Origin of the sequence: Streptomyces sp. NPDC048411 (assembly GCF_040704695.1) — a bacterium.
Lineage (GTDB): Bacteria > Actinomycetota > Actinomycetes > Streptomycetales > Streptomycetaceae > Streptomyces.
The window spans coordinates 1-21,619 of the sequence record NZ_JBEZKL010000123.1; the positions used below are offsets into that span (position 1 = coordinate 1).

Genomic DNA, 21,619 nt, shown 5'->3' on the forward strand with positions numbered 1-21,619 from the left:
GCATCCCGCCGGCTTCTTTCGAAAGTAGCGACCTCCCCCCATAGGGCGGGCCAGGCGGGACTTTCGAAACACGCCCTAGCTGTCTCGCTGGCCAACTCTGCCGGGGTGACGGGGAGTTCGACACGCAGGTAAATGTCTTTCATGCCCTGGACGCATGGATAGCCTGAGCCCGCTTCGCGGCCCTCGACCCACCCCACTGGGGTCCGGGGGCCGTTCTTTCTCCCCCACAGAGCAGGAGCAGGTATGCCCAGACGCGCCGCAGCCCACACGAGGGGCCGCGCATCCGTGCTGGTGGCTCTCACCGCCACCGCGCTCGCGGCGACCGGCACGCCGGTCCTCGCCGCACCCCCTCCGGTCACCGCCGGCTCCTCCATGAACCAGGCGTTCGCGCGGGCGGCACGGGAGTTCGACGTACCGCGCGACCTGCTCGCCGCCGTCGGTTACGGCGAAACGCACCTCGACGGCCACGCCGGGCACCCCAGCCAGGCGAACGGGTACGGCGTGATGCACCTGGTCAGCAACCCCAGGAACCACACGCTGGAAACAGCGGCCGCACTCACCGGCGCGCCGCTGTCGAAGCTCCGGCGGGACACCGCGGCCAATATCCTCGGCGGCGCGGCCGTGCTGCGCGCGTACGCGGACCGCATCGGCCTCGACGGCGACGAGCGCGATGACATCAACGCCTGGTACCCGGCCGTGGCGCGGTACAGCGGCATGACGGGCCGCGCCGCCGCCCTCTACGCCGACGCCGTCTACACGTTCCTCGCGAACGGGATCGTCACCACCGTCCCCGGCGGCGAGCGGGTCTCGGTGACCGCCCGCCCGGTCGCCCCGGAGAAGGGCTCCTTCTCCGACCGCGGGTCACGCACCCAGAGCCCCGACTATCCGTCGGCCCTGTGGGCCCCGGCCGACCCGAACAACTTCACCAAGGGCCGGTCGGCGCCGATCAACAAGGTGATCATCCATGTCACGCAGGGCTCGTACTCGGGCTCGATCAGCTGGTTCCAGGACCCCACGTCCGAGGTGAGCGCCCATTACGTGATCCGCTCCTCCGACGGGCAGATCACGCAGATGGTCCGCAACAGCGACACCGCGTACCACGCCCGGGGCGCGAACGCCTGGGCGCTCGGCATCGAGCACGAGGGATTCATCGACGACCCGTCCTGGTTCACGGATGCGATGTACCGCTCCTCGGCCGCCCTGACCAGCGCCCTGTGCGACAGATACGGCATCCCGAAGGACCGGGCGCACATCATCGGCCACAGCGAGGCGGCGGGCAGCGACCACACCGACCCGGGCACGTACTGGGACTGGGCCCGCTACATGAGCTACGTCGGGGGCGACGACAGTGGCGGCAGCAGTGACGGGCTGAGCTTCGCCTCGTACGCCACCCAGCAGAGCGGATCGACGGGCACTCAGGTCAAGGCGGTGCAGCGGCTGCTGACAGCGCAGGGCTTCGACGCGGGCGCAGTGGACGGGCGATTCGGCCCGGCCACGCTGACCGCGGTCAAGACGTTCCAGACGGCCCGCGGACTGGGCGCGGACGGCATCGTCGGCGCGAGGACCTGGACGGCGCTGCTGTCGGCCGGGGCCGTGCCGACGCTGAAGCAGGGGGGCTCGGGCACGGATGTGAAGCGGCTCCAGCGCTCGCTGACCGCGGCGCTCGGCACGACCGTGGACGCCGACGGGACCTTCGGCCCGGACACGGTGACGGCGGTGCGCACCTATCAGAGCGACCGCGGGCTGACGGTGGACGGGATCGTCGACAGCGGCACCTGGGCGGCGCTGCAGGCAGGGCGCTGACCCGGCAGAGCGGCAGCAGACGCCGGTACGGGCGGTGCGGCGCGGATTCCGCCCGCACCGCCCGTCCGCATGTCGCCTGGGCCAAGGCCAAGCGCCTCGCGGAACAGGAAAGAACGGCCCGAAGCCGTCCGACACCTGCGCTACGCAGCGCCGGACTCGACCTCCGGAGCATCGAACCACGGCTTGTTCGCGGCCCAGTGCGCCACCCATCCCGCGAATCCCGGTTCACCGGTGGTGAAGCCGAACTCGGCACCGAACGGAAGGGCCCCCTCACCGGTGATGTGCCAGATGTGACCGCGATGGGGTCCGGTGACGACGAGGTGCCAGTCCATGCCGCAGCCATCAGTGCCCAGCACGATCGAGCCATGGTCGGACACTGACAACGCCCTGCCGCGCAGCGAACATCGCGAGCCTGGAGACCGTGCACTGCGGTCCGGCCGGTCACCTGGCGCCGGAGGACCGGCCGGAGGCGATCGCCATGGCGCTCACCGTGTGGACGGAGCGGCACGGGCTCGGTTCGAGCGCCGGGCGAGCCGGTTCGACGACGGTGCAGCCGGGTGTCGGCCGAGCCATGTGCCGCTCGCCGGCCTCCTGCTAAATTTGCACGCATGTTCCTCCTCTGTGCGTAGGACCCCGCACTGACCGCGCCCGTCACACCGGGTGCGGCACACCGGTGTCCCTGCACGCACACAGCGCGCCACGTCCGCGCTGCCTTCCCGAGGAACGATCCTCATGCTTTCGCCTTCGCCCACGCCCTCCCACACCCCCTCCTACGCAACGGTCCTGCGCACCCGTCATGCTTCCCGCACCTTCGGTGCCGCGCTGCTGGGGCGGCTGTCGTACGGGATGATCTCCCTCTCCCTGACTCTGGCGGTCAAGGACGCCACCGGTTCATACTCCGTGGCGGGCGCCGTCATGGCCCTGTTCGGAGCGACCAGCGTCTTCCTCTCCCCCGCCCGTGCCGCGCTGATCGACCGGTACGGGCCACGACGCGCGCTGCCGCCCCTGGCCATCGCGTATGCGCTGCTCCTCTCGGTCCTGGCCCACGTGACCTGGCAGCCCGGTGCGTCGGGTTTCCGGCTGTGCGTCTGGGCCGTGATCGCCGGTGCCTGCACACCACCACTGGGGCCCGTGATGCGGACCCTGTGGAGCAGCCTCATGCCCGACAGGGAGCTGCTCCAGCGCGCCTACAGCCTGGACGGCGTGGCCGAGGAACTCCTCTTCGTCACCGGGCCCTTGCTGGTGGGGCTGCTGGTGAGGTTCGCCGAACCCGCGGCCGGTGTGGCGGTCAGCGCCACGCTGGTGCTGGTCGGGGCGTTGGCCCTGGTGACCTCTCCGGCAGTACGCGCTACGGGCCCCCGTCCACCGAGGACGAAGCCACTTCCCGCGGCACCGTCCGCGAAACCACTGCTCTGCGCGGCCGGGTTGCGTCACGCGGTGGTGGTCGTGGCCGGGGTGGGGCTGTGCCTGGGGGCGCTGGATCTGCTGGTGGTGGCCTTCACCGACCGGCACGACCAGGATGCGGCCGCGGCCTGGGTCCTGGCGGCGCTCTCCGCAGGGAGCGCCGTCGGTGGCCTGGCGTACGGCGCCGTCTCGTGGCGTGCGTCGAGTCGGCTGCGACTGACGGCACTTGCCGTCGCCCTGGGGCTGTGCCTGCTCGCGGCCGGGCTGTCACCGAACCTGTACGTGCTGGTCGGCGCGGTCGCCGTCGCCGGGCTGTTCGTCGCCCCGGCCATGACCACGGCATACCTGATCGCGGACGAGTCGGTCGGCGCGGGCAGCCGTACGCAGGCCGGCGCATGGGTCAACACCGCCGTCAATGCCGGGTCCTCGAGCGGAACAGCCGTGGTCGGTCCGATGCTGGGGCATCTGCCGCTCGCGGCGTGCTTTGCCCTGGCCGCGGCCCCGGTGCTGCTCTGCGCGGTGTTCACGGCCGGCGGCGACCGCGGGTGAGGTCCGCCGCCCGGAGGCACGCTTCGAGCCCGTCCGTCGGACAGGCGCTTCCGCGAGGGTCGGTTCACGGTCCGGGGACTCTGCTCTGTGCCATCGGGCCATTCCCAGCCCCTTTCTCACACCTATGACGGAGCAGGCGCCGGAAACGTTCGATCTCCCTTGTCGCGGTCCGAGAGCCGGTCAGGCCACCGAGGAGATGCGGCCGGCCACCGGCCGGCGATCCTCGTGGTGGATCGGGGTGTGTGCGCCGGTGAGCGGGACGCCGCTGCCACCCCGCCGGTCGGCGACGATCTCGGCGGCGATGGAGAGCGCGGTCTCCTCGGGGGTACGTGCTCCGAGGTCGAGGCCGATCGGCGAGTGCAGCCGGGCCAGTTCGAGTTCGGTGACGCCGACCGCGCGCAGCCGGTCGTTGCGTTCCAGATGGGTGCGGCGCGAGCCCATCGCGCCGACGTACGCGGCCGGAAGCTTCAACGCCCTTTCCAGCAGCGGAACATCGAACTTGGCGTCATGGGTGAGCACGCAGAGCACGGTGCGCGCGTCGACGGCGGTCGCCGCGAGGTAGCGGTGCGGCCAGTCGACGACGATCTCGTCGGCGTCGGGAAAGCGGGCCGCCGTGGCGAAGACGGGGCGGGCGTCGCACACGGTGACGTGGTACCCGAGGAATTTGCCGGCCCGGACCAGGGCGGCGGCGAAGTCGATGGCCCCGAAGACGATCATCCGGGGCGGCGGAACGCTCGATTCGACGAGCAGGACGAGGGGGCGGCCGCAGCGTGACCCCTCGGCGCCGATGGTGACAGGGCCGGTGCCGCCCGCGTCCAGCATGGCGCGGGCCTCGGCCGCGGCGGTGCGGTCCAGCTCCGGATGTCCGCCCAGCCCACCCTCGTACGAACCGTCGGGGTGGACGAGTTGGGGGCGGCCGAGGAGTTCGGCGGGGCCGTCGGTGATCCGTACCACCGCCGCCTCCCGCCCTGCCGCCGCGGCAGCGAGCGCGGCGGCGAACACCGGGCGTGCGGGGTCGTCCGCGCGGACCGGTGTCACCAGGATGCCGATGATGCCGCCGCAGGTCAGACCGACCGCGAAGGCGTCCTCGTCGCTGTAGCCGAACTGCTCCCGTACGGTGATGCCGTCGTCGAGGGCCCGTTGGCACAGCTCGTACACCGCACCCTCCACACACCCGCCGGAGACCGAACCGATCGCGTTGCCGTCGCGGTCGACGGCGAGGGCGGCTCCCGGCTGCCGGGGCGCGCTCCCGCCGACCGCCACGACCGTGGCGACGGCGAAATCGCGTCCCTGCCCGACCCACCGGTGAAGCTCTTCGGCGATGTCCAGCATGGCGTGTCTCCTTAAGCGAGGTGTGGAGGAGCGGGAGGTCAGCTGACGCCGAGCCAGCTCTCGATCGGGTGCAGGGCGAAGTAGATGACGAAGATCACCGTGAGCCCCCACATGAAGCCGCCTGTCTCCCGGGCCCTGCCCTGGGCCGCCTTGATGGCCACGTAGGAGATGACACCGGCTGCGACACCGGTGGTGATGGTGTAGGTGAAGGGCATCAGGACCACGGTCAGGAAGACCGGGATCGCGACGGCGCGATCGCTCCAGTCCACATGGCGGGCGTTCTGCATCATCATCGCGCCGATGACGACCAGGGCGGCGGAAGCCACCTCGGCGGGCACGATCGCGGTGAGCGGGGTGAAGAACAGACAGGCCGCGAAGAAGAGTCCCGTGACGACGGACGCGAGGCCGGTGCGGGCACCTTCGCCGACGCCGGTCGCCGACTCGACGAACACGGTCTGACCGGAGCCTCCGGCGACGCCGCCGATCGCACCGCCTGCGCCGTCGATGAACAGCGCCTTGGACAGGCCGGGCATCCGGCCCTTGTCGTCGGCGAGCCCGGCCTCCGTGCCGACGCCGATGATGGTGGCCATCGCGTCGAAGAAGCCGGCCAGCACGAGGGTGAAGACGATGAAGCCGACCGTCATCGCGCCGACGTCGCCCCAGCCGCCGAAATCGACGTTTCCGAAGAGCGAGAAGTCCGGCGAGGAGACCGCGCTGCCCTTGAGCTCCGGCGCACCGCTGTACCAGGCCTTGGGATCGATGTCGCCGACCGTGTTGATGACCATGGCGATCAGGGTGCCGACGACGATGCCGATGAGGATCGCACCGGGGATGTTGCGCGCCTGCAGCATGAAGATCAGCAGCAGGGTCACGCAGAAGATCAGCACCGGCCAGCCGGCCAGTTCACCGGTCAGGCCGAGAGAGACGGGACCGCCGCCGGGAGCCGGGTTCTCGTGCACGAATCCGGCCTTGACGAGGCCGATCAGGGCGATGAACAGGCCGATGCCCATCGTGATGCCGTGCTTCAGCGCGAGCGGGATCGCATTCATGATCAGCTCACGCAGGCCGGTGACCACCAGGAGGCAGATCACCAGGCCGTACATCACACACATGCCCATGGCCTGCGGCCAGGACATTGCGGGGGCGACCTGCGACGAGAGGACGCCGGAGACGCTGAGCCCGGCCGCGAGCGCCAAGGGCACCTTGCCGACGAAGCCCATCAGCAGGGTGGTCGCGGCCGCGGCGAGCGCGGTGGCGGTGATCAGTCCCGGCCGGCTGAGCAAATGTCCTTCGACGTCCTTGCCGCCGAGGATGAGCGGGTTGAGCAGGAGGATGTACGCCATGGCCATGAAGGTGGTGACGCCGCCGCGCACTTCGCGCGCCACCGTGGATCCACGCTCGGAAATGTGAAAGTACCGGTCGAGCCAGGATCTGCCGGCGGGGACGCGCGAGCCGGGGCCCGCCTCCTCCGCGGTGGTCCTGGACTCCACTGACTGCTGGGTCATGATGCCTGACTCCCAAGGTTCACAGGGGCACCCGCGATGGAGACTCGTGCTGCGGGATTTGGGATGACTGCTTGGCTGCACGACCCGGGGGACGGCCCGAGACGAACTGTTCATGCAGAGTGGATGTGCGGGTACTGCGGGTGTTTCCGGCCGAGCGGTACGGCGGATGCGGTACCGCTCGGTGGTGCCGAGGACCGCGAGCGGTGCGGTGCATGAGTTCTCCGGGCGGTGCGGGCGGCGGACCCGACGTTCCTGGCAGGCACGCTCCGCCCGGAGAGTTCGGCGGGAGCTGTCGGTCAGGTGCCGGTGAGGTGCTCGGGGCGCACCGGCGTCCTGTTCAGCTCCAGACCCGTCGCGTTCCGGATCGCTGCGAGGACGGCCGGGGTCGACGACAGGGTCGGTGCCTCGCCGACACCACGGAGCCCGTACGGGGCGTGGTCGTCGGCGAGTTCGAGCACATCGACCGGGATGGTCGGCGTGTCGAGGATGGTGGGGATCAGGTAGTCCGTGAAGGACGGGTTGCGTACCTTCGCGGTCTTCGGGTCGACGATGATCTCCTCCATGACGGCGACGCCCAGGCCCTGGGTGGTGCCGCCCTGGATCTGTCCTTCGACGGACAGCGGGTTGAGGGCCTTGCCGACGTCCTGGGCGCAGGCCAGTTCGATGACCTTGACGAGGCCGAGTTCGGTGTCGACCTCGACGACCGCGCGGTGCGCGGCGAAGGAGTACTGGACGTGGCCGTTGCCCTGGCCGGTGCGCAGGTCGAATGCCTCGGTGGGCCGGTGGCGCCACTCGAGCTCGATGTCGACCGCCTCGTCCTCCAGTACGCCGACCAGATCGGCCAGCACCTCGCCGCCGTCGGTGACGACCTTGCCGTCTTCGAGGAGCAGCTCGGCGGTGGCCCAGGCGGGGTGGTACGTACCGAATTTGCGGCGGCCGATCTCCAGGACCTTCTCGCGGACGGCCTCGCAGGAGTGCTTCACGGCGCCACCGGTGACGTATGTCTGCCGGGAGGCCGAGGTGGATCCGGCCGAGCCGACCTGGGTGTCGGCCGGGTGGATGGTGACCTGGGAGACGCCGAGCTCGGTGCGGGCGATCTGGGCGTGGACGGTGACGCCGCCCTGCCCGACCTCCGCCATCGCGGTGTGCACGGTGGCGACCGGTTCGCCGCCGACGACCTCCATGCGGACCCGGGCGGTCGAGTAGTCGTCGAAGCCCTCGGAGAAGCCGACGTTCTTGAGACCGACCGCGTAACCGATGCCGCGTACGACGCCTTCGCCGTGGGTGGTGTTGGACAGGCCGCCGGGCAGCGCCCGTACGTCGGCCTGCTCGCCGGCGACCTCCCACTGCCGCTCGGGCGGCAGCGGCCTGGCCTTGACCCGGCGCAGCAGCTCGGCGACCGGGGCCGGTGAGTCGACGACCTGTCCGGTCGGCAGGAGGGTGCCCTGCTCCATGGCGTTGAGCTGCCGGAACTCGACCGGATCCATGCCCAGTTCGGCCGCGAGCTTGTCCATCTGCGCCTCGTACGCGAAGCACGCCTGGACCGCGCCGAAGCCGCGCATGGCGCCGCACGGCGGGTTGTTGGTGTAGAGCGCGATCGCTTCGATGTCGACGTCGTCGATGACGTACGGGCCGACGGAGAGCGAGGAGGCGTTGCCGACGACGGCCGGGGAGGCGGAGGCGTAGGCGCCGCCGTCCAGCACGATGCGGCACTTCATGTGGGTGAGTTTGCCGTCGCGGGTCGCGCCGTGCTCGTACCAGAGCTTCGCGGGGTGGCGGTGGACGTGCCCGAAGAAGGACTCGAACCGGTTGTAGACGATCTTGACCGGCTTGCCGGTGCGGAGCGCCAGCAGGCAGGCGTGGATCTGCATCGACAGGTCCTCGCGGCCGCCGAAGGCGCCGCCGACGCCGGAGAGCGTCATGCGGACCTTGTCCTCGGGCAGGCCGAGGACGGGGGCGATCTGGCGGAGGTCGGAGTGCAGCCACTGCGTGGCGACGTACAGATCGACACCGCCGTCCTCGGCGGGGACCGCCAGGCCGGACTCGGGGCCGAGGAAGGCCTGGTCCTGCATGCCGAAGACGTACTCGCCACTGACGATCACATCGGCGCGGGCCGCGGCGGCGGCCGCGTCACCGCGGACGATGGGCTGGCGGTGGACGATGTTCTGGTGCGGGACGTGTCCGGCGTGGTGGTCGCGCCGGCCCTCGTGGACGAGGATCGCGTCGGGCGCCGTGGCGGAGGCCTCGTCGGTGATGACGGGCAGCTCGCGGTAGTCGATCCTGATCTTCGCGGCGGCGCGGCGGGCGGTCTCCGGGTGGTCGGCGGCGACGAGCGCCACCGGTTCGCCGTGGTGACGGACCTTGCCGTGGGCGAGAACGGGGGTGTCCTGGATCTCCAGGCCGTAGTTCTTCACCGAGGTCGGCAGGTCGTCGTAGGTGAGCACGGCATAGACGCCGGAGGTGGCGAGCGCCTCGGAGGTGTCGATCGAGACGATCTCGGCGTGCGCGACCGTGGAGCGCAGCGTGTGGCCCCAGAGCATGTCCTCGTGCCACATGTCCGAGGAGTAGGCGAACTCGCCGGTGACCTTCAGGATGCCGTCGGGGCGGAGCGTGGACTCGCCGATGCCGCCCTTGGTGCGGGTGCCCTGGTTGATGTTCGTGGGGGAGCCGGTAACGCCCATCGTCAGACCGTTTCTTCCGCGCGGGCGGCCGCGAGGCGGACCGCGTCGAGGATCTTCTCGTAGCCGGTGCAGCGGCAGAGGTTGCCGGAGAGCGCCTCGCGGATGTCCGCGTCGGACGGTTCCGGGTTGCGCTCCAGCAGTTCATCGGCGGCGACGAGCAGGCCGGGGGTGCAGAAGCCGCACTGGACGGCGCCCGCGTCGATGAACGCCTGTTGGATCGGGGAGAGTTCGCCGGTGTGGCGGGGCTGCTCACCGGTCGGCTTGGCCTCCCACCGGCGGGCCTGGTCGAGCGTGGTCCCGCAGGCGCCGGAGGCGCAGCCCCGGCCGGGGTGCGCCTCGGCGCGGTGGGCGGCGAAGTCGGCGAGACCCTCCACGGTGACGACCTCGCGGCCCTCCACCTGACCTGCGGCGACCAGACAGGCACAGACCAGGACGCCATCCAGGCGGACCGTGCAGGAGCCGCATTCGCCCTGCTCGCAGGCGTTCTTGGAACCGGGCAGGCCCATCCGCTCGCGCAGCACGTAGAGGAGGGACTCGCCCTCCCAGACGTCGTCGGCCTCCTGCTTACGGCCATTGACCGTGAAATTGACGCGCATGATCAGGCAGCTCCTTCGGTGCTGCGGCCGTTGCCGCGGTACGACTCCCAGGTCCAGCCGAGGGTGCGGCGGGCCATGATCCCCACCGCGTGCCTGCGGTAGTTGGCGGTGCCGCGCACATCGTCGATCGGGTTGCAGGCGCCGGCGGCGAGCGCGGCGAACTGCGCGGCGATGGACGGTGTGATGATCGTGCGGCTGTCCCAGAACCCGCCCTCTTCGAGCGCGGCGTTCAGAAATTCCTCGGCCTCCTTCGCCCGGATGGGTGTCGGGGCGGCGGAACCGATGCCGGTACGGACTGTGCGGGTCTCCGGGTGCAGGGCCAGGCCGAAGGCACAGACGGCGATGACCATCGCGTTGCGGGTGCCGACCTTGGAGTACTGCTGCGGCCCGTCGGCTTTCTTGATGTGCACGGCCCGGATCAGCTCGTCCGGTTCGAGGGCGTTGCGCTTGACGCCGGTGTAGAAGGCGTCGATGGGGATCATCCGGGTTCCGCGTACGGATTCGGCCTCGACCTCGGCACCCGCGGCGAGCAGAGCCGGGTGGGCGTCACCGGCGGGCGACGCGGTACCCAGGTTGCCGCCGACGCCTCCGCGGTTGCGGATCTGCGGGGATGCGACGGTGTGCGAGGCGAGCGCCAGGCCGGGCAGCTCGGCCCGCAGGTGCTCCATGATGTGGCTGTACGGCACGGAGGCGCCGAGCCGCACGCTCTCCTGGCCCACATCCCACTCGGTCAGCTCACCGATGCGGTTCAGGTCCAGGAGGTACTCGGGCCGCCGGTGGTCGAAGTTGATCTCGACCATCACATCGGTGCCGCCCGCAATGGGGACAGCCGTCGGGTGCTCGGCCTTGGCGGCGAGCGCCTCCTCCCAGCTGGCGGGGCGAAGGAAGTCCATGAGTGGCTCTCTTCTTCTCATTCGGTCGTTCGCTGGGGCTGGGGACGGCCGGCCCTCGATCGGCTTGTTCATGTGCTGTGAGGACCGGCCGGCACATGGGAGGCGGCGTCGCGGGGCTGGGTGCGCACATCTGCGGCGTTGTCGTCAGTCACCAACGCTCCGCGTTGCCTCCATCCTCCGCCTTGCAGCTGCACGCACCCAGCCCCGCTCCTTCTCGCACCCCCCATGCGCCGACCGGTCTCACGCGATGTGTGACCCAGTACACAACCGGGACTCCACATGGTGCAGTCACCGAAAACATGAAGGAGTTGGCTGGTCTCCGTCCTCGTCTTGTAGATTCGAACGAATAGCGGGGATCAGTAACCTCACCGCAATACCCAGTTTTCACCCGCACCAACGAAAGAGATCGGCGGCAACGAGATGCGGCTGCGCGCACTGCTGGAAACCGATGCGCTGGGCCTGCGGCTGCTCGGTGGCGAGGACGAGCTCGACCGGTCCGTCCGCGGCGTCATGACCACCGACCTGCGGGACCCGAGCCGCTACCTGGCCGGCGGGGAGCTGGTCCTGACGGGCCTGGCGTGGCGCCGGGACGCGGCCGACTCGGAGCCGTTCGTACGGATCCTGGCGGGCGCCGGGGTCGCCGGACTCGCGGTCGGCGAGGCGGAGCTCGGTGACATCCCCGACGATCTGGTCGAGGCGTGCGCGCGGCACCGGCTCCCCCTCTTCGCCGTCCATGAAACCGTCGCGTTCGCAACGATCACCGAGCATGTGGTGCGCCAGGTGTCCGGCGAGCGGGCGGGCGACCTGGCGGCAGTCGTGGACCGGCACCGCAGGCTGATGACCTCGGGTCCGGCCGGCGGCGGCCCGGAGGTGGTCCTCGATCTGCTCGGCTCGGACCTTGATCTGCACGCCTGGGTGCTCTCCCCCACCGGTCGGCAGATCGCGGGCGCCGGTGCACCGCTGCCCGGCCCGGTCGGCGCGGTGCTGGCCGGCCGGCATCTGGCCGCCACCCGCACCGGCCGCCGGGGTCCGCACCGGGCCACCGTCGACGGCACCACGTATTCGCTGTTCCCGATCCGGAACACCGGCAGGGGTGCCGCCCCCGCGTCCCGCGATGTCCGCGAGTCGTTCCTCTCCGACTGGCTGCTCGCGGTGGAGGCCGACGCGAGCGACTGGCCGGCTGCCCGGCTGGATCTGCTCCAGGGCGTCACCCAGCTGATCGCGGTCGAACGGGACCGGCGCGACGCGGCCCGCACGGTACGCCGCAGACTCGCCCAGGAGGTCCTGGAGCTGGTCCAGACGGGTGCCGCGCCCACCGAGATCGCGGCCAGGCTGCGGGTCGCCGCCCCGGTCCTGCTGCCCGGCCTCGGCACCGCCCCGCACTGGCAGGTCGTCGTCGCCCGGATCGACTGGGACGTGGAGGGCGCGCCGGGCTCCACGGGCGGCGCGGGCACATCCGGCATCGCGGGCGGCCCCGTCGCCCAGGCGCTGCTGGAGGAGATCCTGGTCGACCCGGCGGTCACCGGCCCCGACTCCGCCGACCGGATCGCGGTCGCGCACACGGGCGACGAGGCGGTCGCCCTCGTACCGCTGCCCGCTGCCGCCGGACCGGTGCCGGACCTCGCGGGCGCCGGCTACGCCGCGACCGGCGCCGAGGACGACCCGGCGCTGCACGCCGACGCGCTGCTCGCCGCCGTGAACGAACCGCTCTCCGCAGGCCTCGCCGACGACGGCCGCCTGACACTGGGTGTCAGCGCCGCGGTGCACTCCCCCGAGGGGCTGCGCGGTGCCCTGGAGGAGGCCCGGCACGCCCGCCGTGTGGCGGCGGCCCGTCCGGGCCGGGTCTGCGCGGCCGGCCACCACGAGCTCGCCTCGCACGTCCTGCTGCTGCCGTTCGTCCCCGACGATGTGCGCCGCGCGTTCACCGCACGGCTGCTCGACCCGCTGCGCGACTACGACCGGCGCCACCGGGCCGAACTGATCCCGACCCTGGAAGCGTTCCTGGACTGCGACGGTTCCTGGACCCGCTGCGCGGCCCGACTGCATCTGCACGTCAACACCTTGCGCTACCGGGTCGGGCGAATCGAGCAGTTGACGGGGCGTGACCTTTCGCGCCTCGAGGACAAGCTCGATTTCTTCCTCGCCCTGCGTATGAGCTGACTCCACGCGTCTACCACAGCCCTCCCCGCGACCGGCCGATTGTGAATTCATTCACCTGACCCCTTGGCCCGGCGTGCCATTCCGTGCTGAGATGCCGCCAGACTCAATGCCTGTCGTCGAACCCGGGTCGGGCCCCGGTTCGACGACAGGTCCTCAACAGCTCAATGGCGCGCTCGGGGAGGGCAATGTGGCGCATACCGCCATGTCTGGTTCCGGAACGACAGCAGATGACGATCCGCCGCTCCAGACAGCGGTATGGCGGCTGCGGTCACGCGCCTGCTGGACGGACGCCGCCGCTCTGCTCGAACGCGACGCCACGACCGATCCGGCCGCGGCACTCCAGCGGACGGCTCTGCTGATCGAACGCTGTCTGTACACCGGCGACGGCTGGACCGACGCCGAGGACGCCCTGCGCACCGCCGAGGCCCTCGCCCACGACGACGCCGAGCGCGGCGCCGCTGCCTGCGAACGCGGCCATCTGGCATACGCGTCGACCCTCCTCGGGGTACGGGACCGGGCCGACGAGGCCCGGGTCGCGCTGAGCCGGTCCGCCGCTCTGCTCTCCCCGGCGGCCCCGGGCCGCCCGCTGCTCGACTTCCGCCGCGGCCTGATCGCGCAGAACATCGCCGATTCGCCGCAGGCCGCCCGTGCCGCGTACCGCAGGGCGCACGCCGGCGCCACGGCCCAGGGCGACGAGCTACTGCTCTCCTCCACCTGGCGTCACCTGGCGCTGCTGTCGCTGCGCGAGGGCGAACTGGCCGAGGCCCGGCACGGGTTCGCCGAATCCCTGCGGATAAGGGAGGAGCTGGGCTTTCTGGTCGGCACGGCCCCGGCGCTCATCGCTCTGGCGGACACCGAGCCGGAACCGGAGGCGGCAGCGCGGCTGCGCGCCGAGGCGGGGCGCCTCTTCCGCCTCCTGGGCGGCGTACCGACCTGGCTGGCCCCGCACCTGGAGCCGCCGGCCCCCGGAACGGCCGAGGCGAACTGACGGCCGGGGGAGGCCATGAGCGCGGGTCCGCCGCGATGGGCCGTCAGGTACGGTCCGCGACCGGATCGCCGGGCTGCCATCCCGCGTCGCTCCATTCGGGGGTCGGCGTCGGACGCGGCGGTGCGGGCGGCGGGTTCGGGCCACGGTTCGGGTTCTGCGGCACCGCGGCAGCGGACGTTCCGTCCTGCCCGCTGCTGTCGCGCCGGGGCGGTGTCACCGGGGACTTCGGCGGTGCGGGCCTCCTCGTCGGCGGCACGGAGACCGCGACCGGAGCGGAAGCCGACGGCGCGGAGTGCGTCGGCGAAGGCCCGGCGGGCCCGGAAGGTGTGCGGCCGGGGCTCGCGCTCGCCGACGGCGTCGCGGCAGTTGGAGTCCCGGAAGGCTTTCCGGTGGGCGTCCCGGACTCGGAGTCGTGCGAGCAGCCCGCCGCCACCACCGCCAGTCCCAGCGCCGCCACCACCAGCGCGGAACCCGACCACGGCCCCTGGTTCCGTACCATCCCGCCCCCTCAAGAACGATCATGTAATGAGAGGCACAGGCTAGCCACAGCGGTCCGTGGGGGTGACGGCGGCCCCGACCGTGGTGTCACCGGTCCGCGCCCGCGAAGTGTTCGCGTACGAGCGACTGCACGACGGCGAGATCCTGGGCGATCAGCGCGTCGAGCAGCGCGGTGTGCTCCGCGGCGTCGGCGAGCAGATCGGCGCGGCGGGTGGCCGGGTTGTGCTCCAGGGGCCACTGGGAGCGCCGGTGCAGATCGTCCGCGACCATCACGAGCTGCTGGTTGCCGGAGAGCGTGAGGACCGCACGGTGGAAGGCGCGGTCGGATTCGGCGTAACTCGCCCGGTCCCCCACCGCGGCGGCCGCGACGGTGGCCTCGGCCAGCGGACGCAGGGCGGCCCAGCGGGCCTGCTCCACAGTGCGGGCCAGCCGCAGCATGACGGGCACCTCGATCAGGGCGCGCACTTCGGCCAGCTCCGCGAGCTCCTGCGGGCCGCGCTCGGCGACCCGGAAGCCGCGGTTCGGCACGACCTCGACGGCGCCCTCGATCGCCAACTGCTGCATCGCCTCACGGACCGGCGTCGCCGACACGCCGAAGCGGGCGCCGAGCACCGGGGCGGAGTAGACCTGCCCGGGCAACAGCTCGCCGTCGACGAGAGCGGCGCGCAGGGCGTCCAGGATCTGACCGCGCACGGAGTGCCGCTGCACCACGACGCGGGGCGCGGGCGGCTCGCTGTGGGTGTGCTCACCACGCACCCGCTCGGCACCGGCCCGGTCGGCACATGGCTGATTGCCGTGCGCCTGGTCCGGCACCCGGACGGACGGCACCGACGGCGGCGTGGCCGCGGACGAGGACGCGGCGGACGTGTACGGCGCCCGCGCCTGCTCACGCGCTCTGCCCTGCTCCACTCGGACCTCCTCGGCCGGCCGTGGGCCGGCTCGCATGCGCCATGCCCGTTGTGCACGATAAGCGGACGACGCCGCACTTCAAACACCGATCAGTTCGGGTAAGGTAAGGCTTACCTGCAAACGATCGCGATTCGGTGGTCCCTGCATGACTCTCCCCACCCTGCTCCCCGGCACCTCGCTGTCCGCCGTGACGGACGCGTACGCCCGCCTGACCGAGGTCTTCCCCGGGCTGCGTGCCGAGGTTCTCGGAGACGGTGCGGCGACCCCGTCCGGCGCGGGCTGGGTGGGCGCGGGCGAGCTCGCGGCCGGCGGCGCGGCCCTCGACACGTTTCTCGCCTGGGACAACGCGCAGGTGCTTCGGGACTACGGACAGCAGGCCCGCCCCGACGTGATTGCCGGCTTCGGACTGCACCGCTACGCGTGGCCCGCCTGCCTGTTGGTGACCGTGCCGTGGTTCCTGCACCGCAGGGTGCCGCGGATCCCCGTCGAGGACGTCGCGTTCCAGCGCGCCCTGGGCCATCTGACCGTACGCGTGAGGGAGTTCGCATGCCTGCCGGACGATCCGGCGGCCGTACTGCCGGGCGCCCGGGTGGTGGCGGACGAAGCCGCCCTGCGGGCCGAGGTGCTTGCGGCGGTGGCGGAACACCTCGGCCCGGTGCTCGACGGCTTCGGGCCCCGGATGCGCCGCGGCAGGAGGGCGCTGTGGGGCATGGCGACGGACGAGATCGTCGAAGGCCTCTGGTACATCGCACATCTGCTCGGCGAGGAGCGGCGCGCCATGGCCGAGCTGGAGGCGCTCCTGCCCGGTACCACGAAGCCGTACGTGGGCACGGCGGGCTTCCGTGAACTGACCGGACCGAACGGCGAGTCACTGCCCACGCGCGACCGCACCAGCTGCTGCCTCTTCTACACGCTGCGGCCCGAGGACACCTGCGTCACCTGCCCGCGCACCTGTGACGCCGACCGGGTACGGAAACTGACGCCCACTCACTGATCCACACCCCTCCACACGGGTAGTACTATTCGAACGCAGATCACTGGCCGCGTACAGATATTCGATCAGATCCTGGCTATCCGTATGCCCTGCCAACCCAATGGCGTTCTCTTGCCCCGAAATCCCCTGAGCCTGCCGGGGTTTCGGCAATCATGGCGCCCGAAATGCCCTACGCGACGCAAGGGACCGCGCATGACACTGACGGACATATCGCCGAATTGGCTGCTTCCGGGCGCCGTGCTGCTCGTGGGGGTCCTGGCGGCGGTGGCGGTGGTCGCACGCGGCAAGCGCGCCGCTGACAATTCCGCGGCCGAAGACAGCTGGGAGCGCAGCGAGGAACGCCGCAGACGCAAGGAGGCGCTGTACGCCACCGCCTCCTACATCCTGCTGTTCTGCTGCGCGGCGGTGGCCGCCGCCCTCTCCTTCCATGGGCTCGTCGGCTTCGGCGAGCAAAACCTCGGCCTCTCCGGGGGCTGGGAGTATCTCGTTCCGTTCGGCCTCGACGGGGCCGCGATGTTCTGTTCCGTGCTCGCGGTGCGCGAGGCCAGCCACGGTGACGCGGCACTCGGATCACGGCTGCTCGTATGGACGTTCGCCGGTGCGGCCGCCTGGTTCAACTGGGTGCACGCGCCGCGCGGAATCGACCACGCGGGCGCCCCGCAGTTCTTCGCAGGGATGTCGCTCTCGGCGGCCGTGCTCTTCGACCGGGCGCTGAAGCAGACCCGCCGTGCGGCACTGCGCGAACAGGGCCTGGTGCCCCGCCCGTTGCCGCAGATCCGGATCGTACGGTGGCTGCGCGCACCCCGGGAGACCTTCGGCGCCTGGTCGTTGATGCTCCTCGAAGGCGTACGGACGCTGGACGAGGCGGTCGACGAGGTGCGCGAGGACCGGCGGGAGAAGGAGCAGAACCGTCTCCGCAGGAAGGACCAGGAAAAGCTGGACCGTGCCCACATCAAGGCGCTGAACCGGCAGAACCGCGCCTGGAGCCGGGTGGGCCGGGGCGGCACCCAGGTAGACGTTCAGTCCATCGCCCCGGTGGCGGGCACCTCGCAGTCCGTCGTGGAGCCCGCCATATCGGAGCCCGGACAGCTGCCATTGCGTCCCCGGCTATCCCTGCAAGCCGTGAACAGCACGGACTCGAAGGCCGCCTCGGACGGGATCATGAGTGACCCGAGGACCGTCGATCTCACCGCCGAGGACGACACCCAGGCCCTGCCCCGGCTCGACTCGCTGGAGCGGAAACTCAAGGATCTGGAACAGCAGTTCGGCTGAGCACCACGGGCGGGTGGCTGTACGGGCAGACGTCCGCGCAGCCACCCGTTCGGGCAAGGTCACGAGGGTCTTTTCAGGTGCGTGCTGCGCCTTCCAGCTCGAACCAGACCACCTTGCCCAGCGCGTGCGCCGTCACCCCCCAGGAGTCCGCGAGAGCATGCACCAGGACCAGTCCCCTGCCGTGCGTACCGTCGTCGGCGTTCGGTACGTACGACATGGGCAGCCCGGTGACGAAGTCCCGGACCTCGACGCGTAGCATCGCCGGCGTCACCTTCACGGTGACGACCGCTCCGTGATCCGTGTGGACCAGTGCGTTGGTCGCCAGTTCGCTGAGCAGGAGTTCCGCCACTTCGGCGGAATCCTCCTGCCATCGATATCGTAGGAACTCCCGCAGCGCACACCGCACTTCAGCCACGACCGACAGGTCGGTGCGAGCCAGTCTGCGGTGCAGCTGAACATCGTACTGACGCTCCATCGTCTCCCCCGCGTGCACAGTCGATCGCCCCCTTCTCGTCGAACACCCTCCCGGGATGCATGCCCCGCACAGGGGCTGTCACGCTTGTCGACTCATCAATATGTGCACAGGGGGCGGCCGCACTCCGGATTCGCGTGACACACCGCTGTCGACGCGGAGCGTCGGTGACCGACGGCAACGCCGAAGGGGGCCCCTCCCTGTTCGAGCGAAGCCGAGAGCTTGGGTGAGGAGTCGCAGGGCGTCGGGAGCCCACTCCCTACCGCGGGGGAGGCCGTAAGGCGGAAGGCGGAGAGCGGAGCGACTTTCCGGACCTCCAGGACGAGTTCGGTGGTTCAGGCCTCTGCGATCGGCAGCGACACCCTTCTGATCCGGACACCTCCCGTGCCCATGTCGTCGCCCTCCTCCTCCGCCCAGAGCGACCTGACATGTGACATATGGGCCAGCATGCAGGTCTCGGCCCGCTGGGCGTCACCGGCGATCAGAAGGTCGAGCAATTGCACATGCTCCTCGGCCGATGTGACCAACTGCCCCTGCGCAGCGAGTCGGTTCAGCCCGAAGAGACGCGATCGCTTGCGCAGGTTGCCGACTTCCTCCACCAGCCTGCGGTTGCCCGCCAGTCCGAGCAGTTCGAGATGGAAGCGACGGTCGGCCTCCAGATAGCCGATGATGTCGTGCTCGGCAGCGGCGGCAACGATCGCCAGAGCGAGCGGCCGCAGCGCCTTCAGCTCCCTGGTCTTGCCCATCCGTGCGATGCGGCCGATGGTGGGGACCTCGATCATGGCCCGGATTTCCGTGAAGTCGTCGAGGTCCTGTTCGGTCAGCTCAGTGATCCGAAAGCCCTTGTTGCGGACCGCTTCGACCAAGCCCTCACGCGCCAGGTCGAGCATGGCCTCACGGACCGGGGTGGCGGACACGCCGAATTCGGCGGCGAGCGCGGGAGCGGAGTAGATCATGCCCGGACGAAGGTCCCCGGCAATCAGGGCCGCTCTGAGGGCATGCGCCACTCGGTCGCGCAAGTGCTCTTGCGCCGAGATGGCGCCGAGCGTCGTCAGGCGGGCCATTTTGTTCCTCCAGCGCCGTACGGGCCCTCAGAATACAGTGGTGAGTTTCCGCTGAGGCCCGCCGTTCCCGGCCTGTGGACAACGTGGTCAGGGCGCCGAATTACGGTGCACCGCCGCGGCGACCGCCAGGTCTTCCCAGCCCATTCCGACACTTTTGAAGATCCGGGGCCCCTTGAAGGGAGCCGTCTTCTCGTCGGGAATCCGACCGGTCACCAGGTCGGCGAGGTTGCCGGTGATGTCCTCGGCGGTGAAGGCTCGTTCCGCCATCGGGATCAGCAGATCGCCCACCTCCGACAGAGCCGCTGCCGCCTCCGGGGCGTCCACGGCTCCGGTCGGCCCCAGGGCCTCGATGTCTTCGGCGCCGAGCAGGGGAAGGTTCACAGCAGGAATCCTTCGGGGAAGGGGTCGGACGGGTTCAGGAAGAATTGTGCGGTACCGGTGATCCAGGCCCGGCCGGTGACGGTGGGGACGACTGCGGGCAGCCCGCCCACGGTGGTCGTCTCGACGAGACGTCCGGTGAACGACGTTCCGATGAAGGACTCGTTCACGAAGTCGGTGTCCAGGGGAAGTTCGCCACGTGCGTGCAGTTGGGCCATGCGTGCCGAGGTGCCGGTTCCACAGGGCGACCGGTCGAACCAGCCTGGGTGGATCGCCATCGCGTGCCGGGAGTGGCGGGCATCGGAACCGGGTGCGATGAACTGCACGTGCTTGAGGCTGTGAATGTCCGGATCCTCCGGATGGACGGGGCGGTCGGCGGCGTTGACCGCGTCCATCAGGGCGAGTCCGGCCGCGAGGATGTCGTCCTTGCGTGCCCGGTCGAAGGGCAGGCCGAGGTCGGAGAGATGCAGCATCGCGTAGAAGTTGCCGCCGTAGGCGAGGTCGTAGCGCATCGGTCCGTAGCCGGGTACGTCCACCGTCCGGTCGAGTGCGGCGCTGAACGCGGGAACGTTCGTCAGTGTGACGGCGGCGGCTGCGCCGTCCCTCACCCGGACGTCGACGCTGACGAGTCCGGCCGGGGTGTCCAGCCGTACGGTGGTGACGGGTTCGGTGACCTCGACCATGCCGGTCTCCACCAGAACGGTCGCGACTCCGATGGTGCCGTGCCCGCACATCGGCAGGAACCCGGAGACCTCTATGTAGAGGACGCCGAAGTCCGCGTCGGGCCGGGTGGGCGGCTGGAGGATCGCGCCGCTCATGGCGGCATGGCCGCGCGGTTCGTACATGAGCAGGGTGCGCACGGCGTCCCGGTGCTCCTGGAAGTACCTGCGCCGTTCGGTCATCGTGGCACCGGGAATGGTGCCGATGCCGCCGGTGATGACGCGGGTGGGCATGCCCTCGGTGTGTGAGTCGACCGCATGGAATATGTGACGTGTCTGCAAGGCTCTCCCTGGTTTGTCACTTGGGCGCTGACGGGACGTATGACGGTGGGAGCATCGCTCAGCCGAGGCCCCCGGCCAGCACCTTCTCTGTCGCGGCCCGTACGGCGGCCGCGTCGTCGGCGGGCAGCGGGAGGCGTGGCGGACGGGTGCGGCCGCCGTGGCGTCCGGCAACGTCCATGGATGCCTTGATGGCCTGGACGAATTCCGGCTTCGAGTCCCACCGCAGCAGAGGGTGCAGTTCGCGGTAGAGCGGCAGGGCGGTTGCCAGGTCACCTGTCACAGCGGCCCGGTACAGCTCGACACAGCAGGACGGCAGCATGTTCGGGGAGCCCGCGATCCAGCCGACGGCCCCGGCGAGCGCCAGTTCCAGCAGTACGTCGTCGGCCCCGACGAGCAGGTCGAGGCCGGGGGCCTGTTCGGCGATCTCGTACGCCCTGCGGACGTCGCCGCTGAACTCCTTGACCGCCACGATGCTGCCCTCCTGGTGGAGAGCGGCGAGCAGGCCCGGGGTCAGATCCACCTTGGTGTCGTAGGGGTTGTTGTACGCGACGACCGGCACCCCGACTTCGGCCACAGCGGCGTAGTGGGCGCGGACCGCCGCGTCCTCGCAGCGGTAGCCGTTGGGCGGCAGGAGCAGTACGGAACCGGCACCCGCCTCCGCGGCTTGTTCCGCCCAGCGTCGTGACTCGGCGCTGCCATAGGCGGAGACGCCCGGCATGACGCGGCTGCCGTCGCCGGCCGCCTCGACGGCGACCCTGACCACCTGCTCGCGTTCGCTGTCGGTCAGGGTCTGGTATTCCCCCAGTGACCCGTTGGGCACCACACCGTCGCAGCCCGCCGCGACGAGCTGTTGGACGTGCGTGGCATAGGCGTCGTAGTCGATCGTGCAGTCATCGCGCAGGGTCAGCGGTGTGGCAACCATGACACCGTGCCAGGGGCGGGTGCGCAGGGGGGCGTTCGTCAGCATCGTGGCTCCTTATGAGGTGCGAGGTGTGACATGTCATGGCAGGCGGAGCATGGACCGCAGCCGGCGGCTAGGGCCTGTTCTGAGTTCCCCGTCGTCCGCGCGAAGCGCGGGCGCGGCGGTGGTCGGTGCGTGCGATCGGCGTGCGGTGTCGCA

General features: G+C 70.7%; 18 protein-coding genes and 1 pseudogene. 6 read left to right on the top strand and 13 right to left on the bottom strand.

The window, feature by feature from the left end; genetic code table 11:
- The first annotated feature begins 243 nt into the window (after window positions 1-243).
- Entirely contained in the window at window positions 244-1,803 is a 1,560-nt protein-coding gene (locus tag AB0915_RS30770; RefSeq protein ID WP_366694204.1) for a peptidoglycan-binding protein, read from the top strand.
- A 140-nt stretch (window positions 1,804-1,943) separates the two neighbouring features.
- On the opposite strand, the pseudogene AB0915_RS30775 reads toward AB0915_RS30770, so the two are convergent.
- Window positions 1,944-2,180: pseudogene (locus AB0915_RS30775) on the bottom strand (hypothetical protein); the annotation flags it as partial.
- 355 nt (window positions 2,181-2,535) lie between these two features.
- On the opposite strand from AB0915_RS30775, the gene AB0915_RS30780 reads away from it, so the two are divergent.
- Window positions 2,536-3,756, top strand: coding sequence for an MFS transporter (locus AB0915_RS30780; protein WP_366694205.1), 1,221 nt, complete (start codon window positions 2,536-2,538; stop codon window positions 3,754-3,756).
- 180 nt (window positions 3,757-3,936) lie between these two features.
- Here the strand turns inward: AB0915_RS30780 and AB0915_RS30785 are convergent, their stop codons facing one another.
- The 5 genes from AB0915_RS30785 to AB0915_RS30805 form a co-directional block, all read right to left on the bottom strand.
- Complete coding sequence (locus AB0915_RS30785) at window positions 3,937-5,088, bottom strand: XdhC/CoxI family protein (RefSeq protein ID WP_366694206.1); 1,152 nt, start codon at window positions 5,086-5,088, stop codon at window positions 3,937-3,939.
- Window positions 5,089-5,126: 38 nt separating this feature from the next.
- A complete protein-coding gene (locus AB0915_RS30790; protein WP_366694207.1) occupies window positions 5,127-6,593 on the bottom strand; it encodes an NCS2 family permease in 1,467 nt (488 codons plus the stop codon).
- 296 nt (window positions 6,594-6,889) lie between these two features.
- Entirely contained in the window at window positions 6,890-9,274 is a 2,385-nt protein-coding gene (locus tag AB0915_RS30795) for a molybdopterin cofactor-binding domain-containing protein (RefSeq protein ID WP_366694208.1), read from the bottom strand.
- A 2-nt stretch (window positions 9,275-9,276) separates the two neighbouring features.
- Entirely contained in the window at window positions 9,277-9,870 is a 594-nt protein-coding gene (locus AB0915_RS30800; RefSeq protein ID WP_366694209.1) for a (2Fe-2S)-binding protein, read from the bottom strand.
- 2 nt (window positions 9,871-9,872) lie between these two features.
- Window positions 9,873-10,763, bottom strand: coding sequence for a xanthine dehydrogenase family protein subunit M (locus AB0915_RS30805; protein WP_366694210.1), 891 nt, complete (start codon window positions 10,761-10,763; stop codon window positions 9,873-9,875).
- A gap of 420 nt (window positions 10,764-11,183) precedes the next feature.
- On the opposite strand from AB0915_RS30805, the gene AB0915_RS30810 reads away from it, so the two are divergent.
- Both AB0915_RS30810 and AB0915_RS30815 read left to right on the top strand, forming a co-directional pair.
- On the top strand, window positions 11,184-12,923 hold the full coding sequence (locus tag AB0915_RS30810) for a PucR family transcriptional regulator ligand-binding domain-containing protein (protein WP_366694211.1): 1,740 nt from the start codon (window positions 11,184-11,186) through the stop codon (window positions 12,921-12,923).
- A gap of 202 nt (window positions 12,924-13,125) precedes the next feature.
- On the top strand, window positions 13,126-13,911 hold the full coding sequence (locus AB0915_RS30815; protein ID WP_366694212.1) for a hypothetical protein: 786 nt from the start codon (window positions 13,126-13,128) through the stop codon (window positions 13,909-13,911).
- A gap of 43 nt (window positions 13,912-13,954) precedes the next feature.
- Here AB0915_RS30815 and AB0915_RS30820 read toward each other — a convergent pair whose 3' ends face one another.
- Both AB0915_RS30820 and AB0915_RS30825 read right to left on the bottom strand, forming a co-directional pair.
- On the bottom strand, window positions 13,955-14,410 hold the full coding sequence (locus AB0915_RS30820) for a hypothetical protein (protein WP_366694213.1): 456 nt from the start codon (window positions 14,408-14,410) through the stop codon (window positions 13,955-13,957).
- A gap of 86 nt (window positions 14,411-14,496) precedes the next feature.
- The gene (locus AB0915_RS30825) at window positions 14,497-15,318 is read right to left on the bottom strand and encodes a GntR family transcriptional regulator (RefSeq protein ID WP_366694214.1); all 822 of its coding nucleotides are present in this window, start codon (window positions 15,316-15,318) and stop codon (window positions 14,497-14,499) included.
- 145 nt (window positions 15,319-15,463) lie between these two features.
- Between AB0915_RS30825 and AB0915_RS30830 the strand changes: the two genes are divergently transcribed.
- A complete protein-coding gene (locus AB0915_RS30830; protein WP_366694215.1) occupies window positions 15,464-16,312 on the top strand; it encodes a (2Fe-2S)-binding protein in 849 nt (282 codons plus the stop codon).
- A 192-nt stretch (window positions 16,313-16,504) separates the two neighbouring features.
- Window positions 16,505-17,584, top strand: a complete 1,080-nt coding sequence (locus tag AB0915_RS30835) for a DUF2637 domain-containing protein (protein ID WP_366694216.1) — start codon at window positions 16,505-16,507, stop codon at window positions 17,582-17,584.
- A 73-nt stretch (window positions 17,585-17,657) separates the two neighbouring features.
- On the opposite strand, the gene AB0915_RS30840 is transcribed toward AB0915_RS30835, so the two are convergent.
- The 5 genes from AB0915_RS30840 to AB0915_RS30860 all read right to left on the bottom strand — a co-directional run bounded on the left by AB0915_RS30840 (window position 17,658) and on the right by AB0915_RS30860 (window position 21,466).
- Window positions 17,658-18,059: an ATP-binding protein gene (locus AB0915_RS30840; protein WP_366694217.1), complete on the bottom strand. Its 402-nt coding sequence runs from the start codon at window positions 18,057-18,059 to the stop codon at window positions 17,658-17,660.
- A 332-nt stretch (window positions 18,060-18,391) separates the two neighbouring features.
- Window positions 18,392-19,120 carry a GntR family transcriptional regulator gene (locus tag AB0915_RS30845; protein WP_366694218.1) on the bottom strand — a complete coding sequence of 243 codons (729 nt, stop codon included), beginning with the start codon at window positions 19,118-19,120 and terminating at the stop codon, window positions 18,392-18,394.
- An 87-nt stretch (window positions 19,121-19,207) separates the two neighbouring features.
- The gene (locus tag AB0915_RS30850) at window positions 19,208-19,501 is read right to left on the bottom strand and encodes a hypothetical protein (RefSeq protein ID WP_366694219.1); all 294 of its coding nucleotides are present in this window, start codon (window positions 19,499-19,501) and stop codon (window positions 19,208-19,210) included.
- A complete protein-coding gene (locus AB0915_RS30855; RefSeq protein WP_366694220.1) occupies window positions 19,498-20,499 on the bottom strand; it encodes a proline racemase family protein in 1,002 nt (333 codons plus the stop codon). Before AB0915_RS30855 ends, AB0915_RS30850 begins: the two co-directional genes overlap by 4 nt.
- A gap of 58 nt (window positions 20,500-20,557) precedes the next feature.
- On the bottom strand, window positions 20,558-21,466 hold the full coding sequence (locus AB0915_RS30860) for a dihydrodipicolinate synthase family protein (protein WP_366694221.1): 909 nt from the start codon (window positions 21,464-21,466) through the stop codon (window positions 20,558-20,560).
- Window positions 21,467-21,619: the final 153 nt, after the last annotated feature.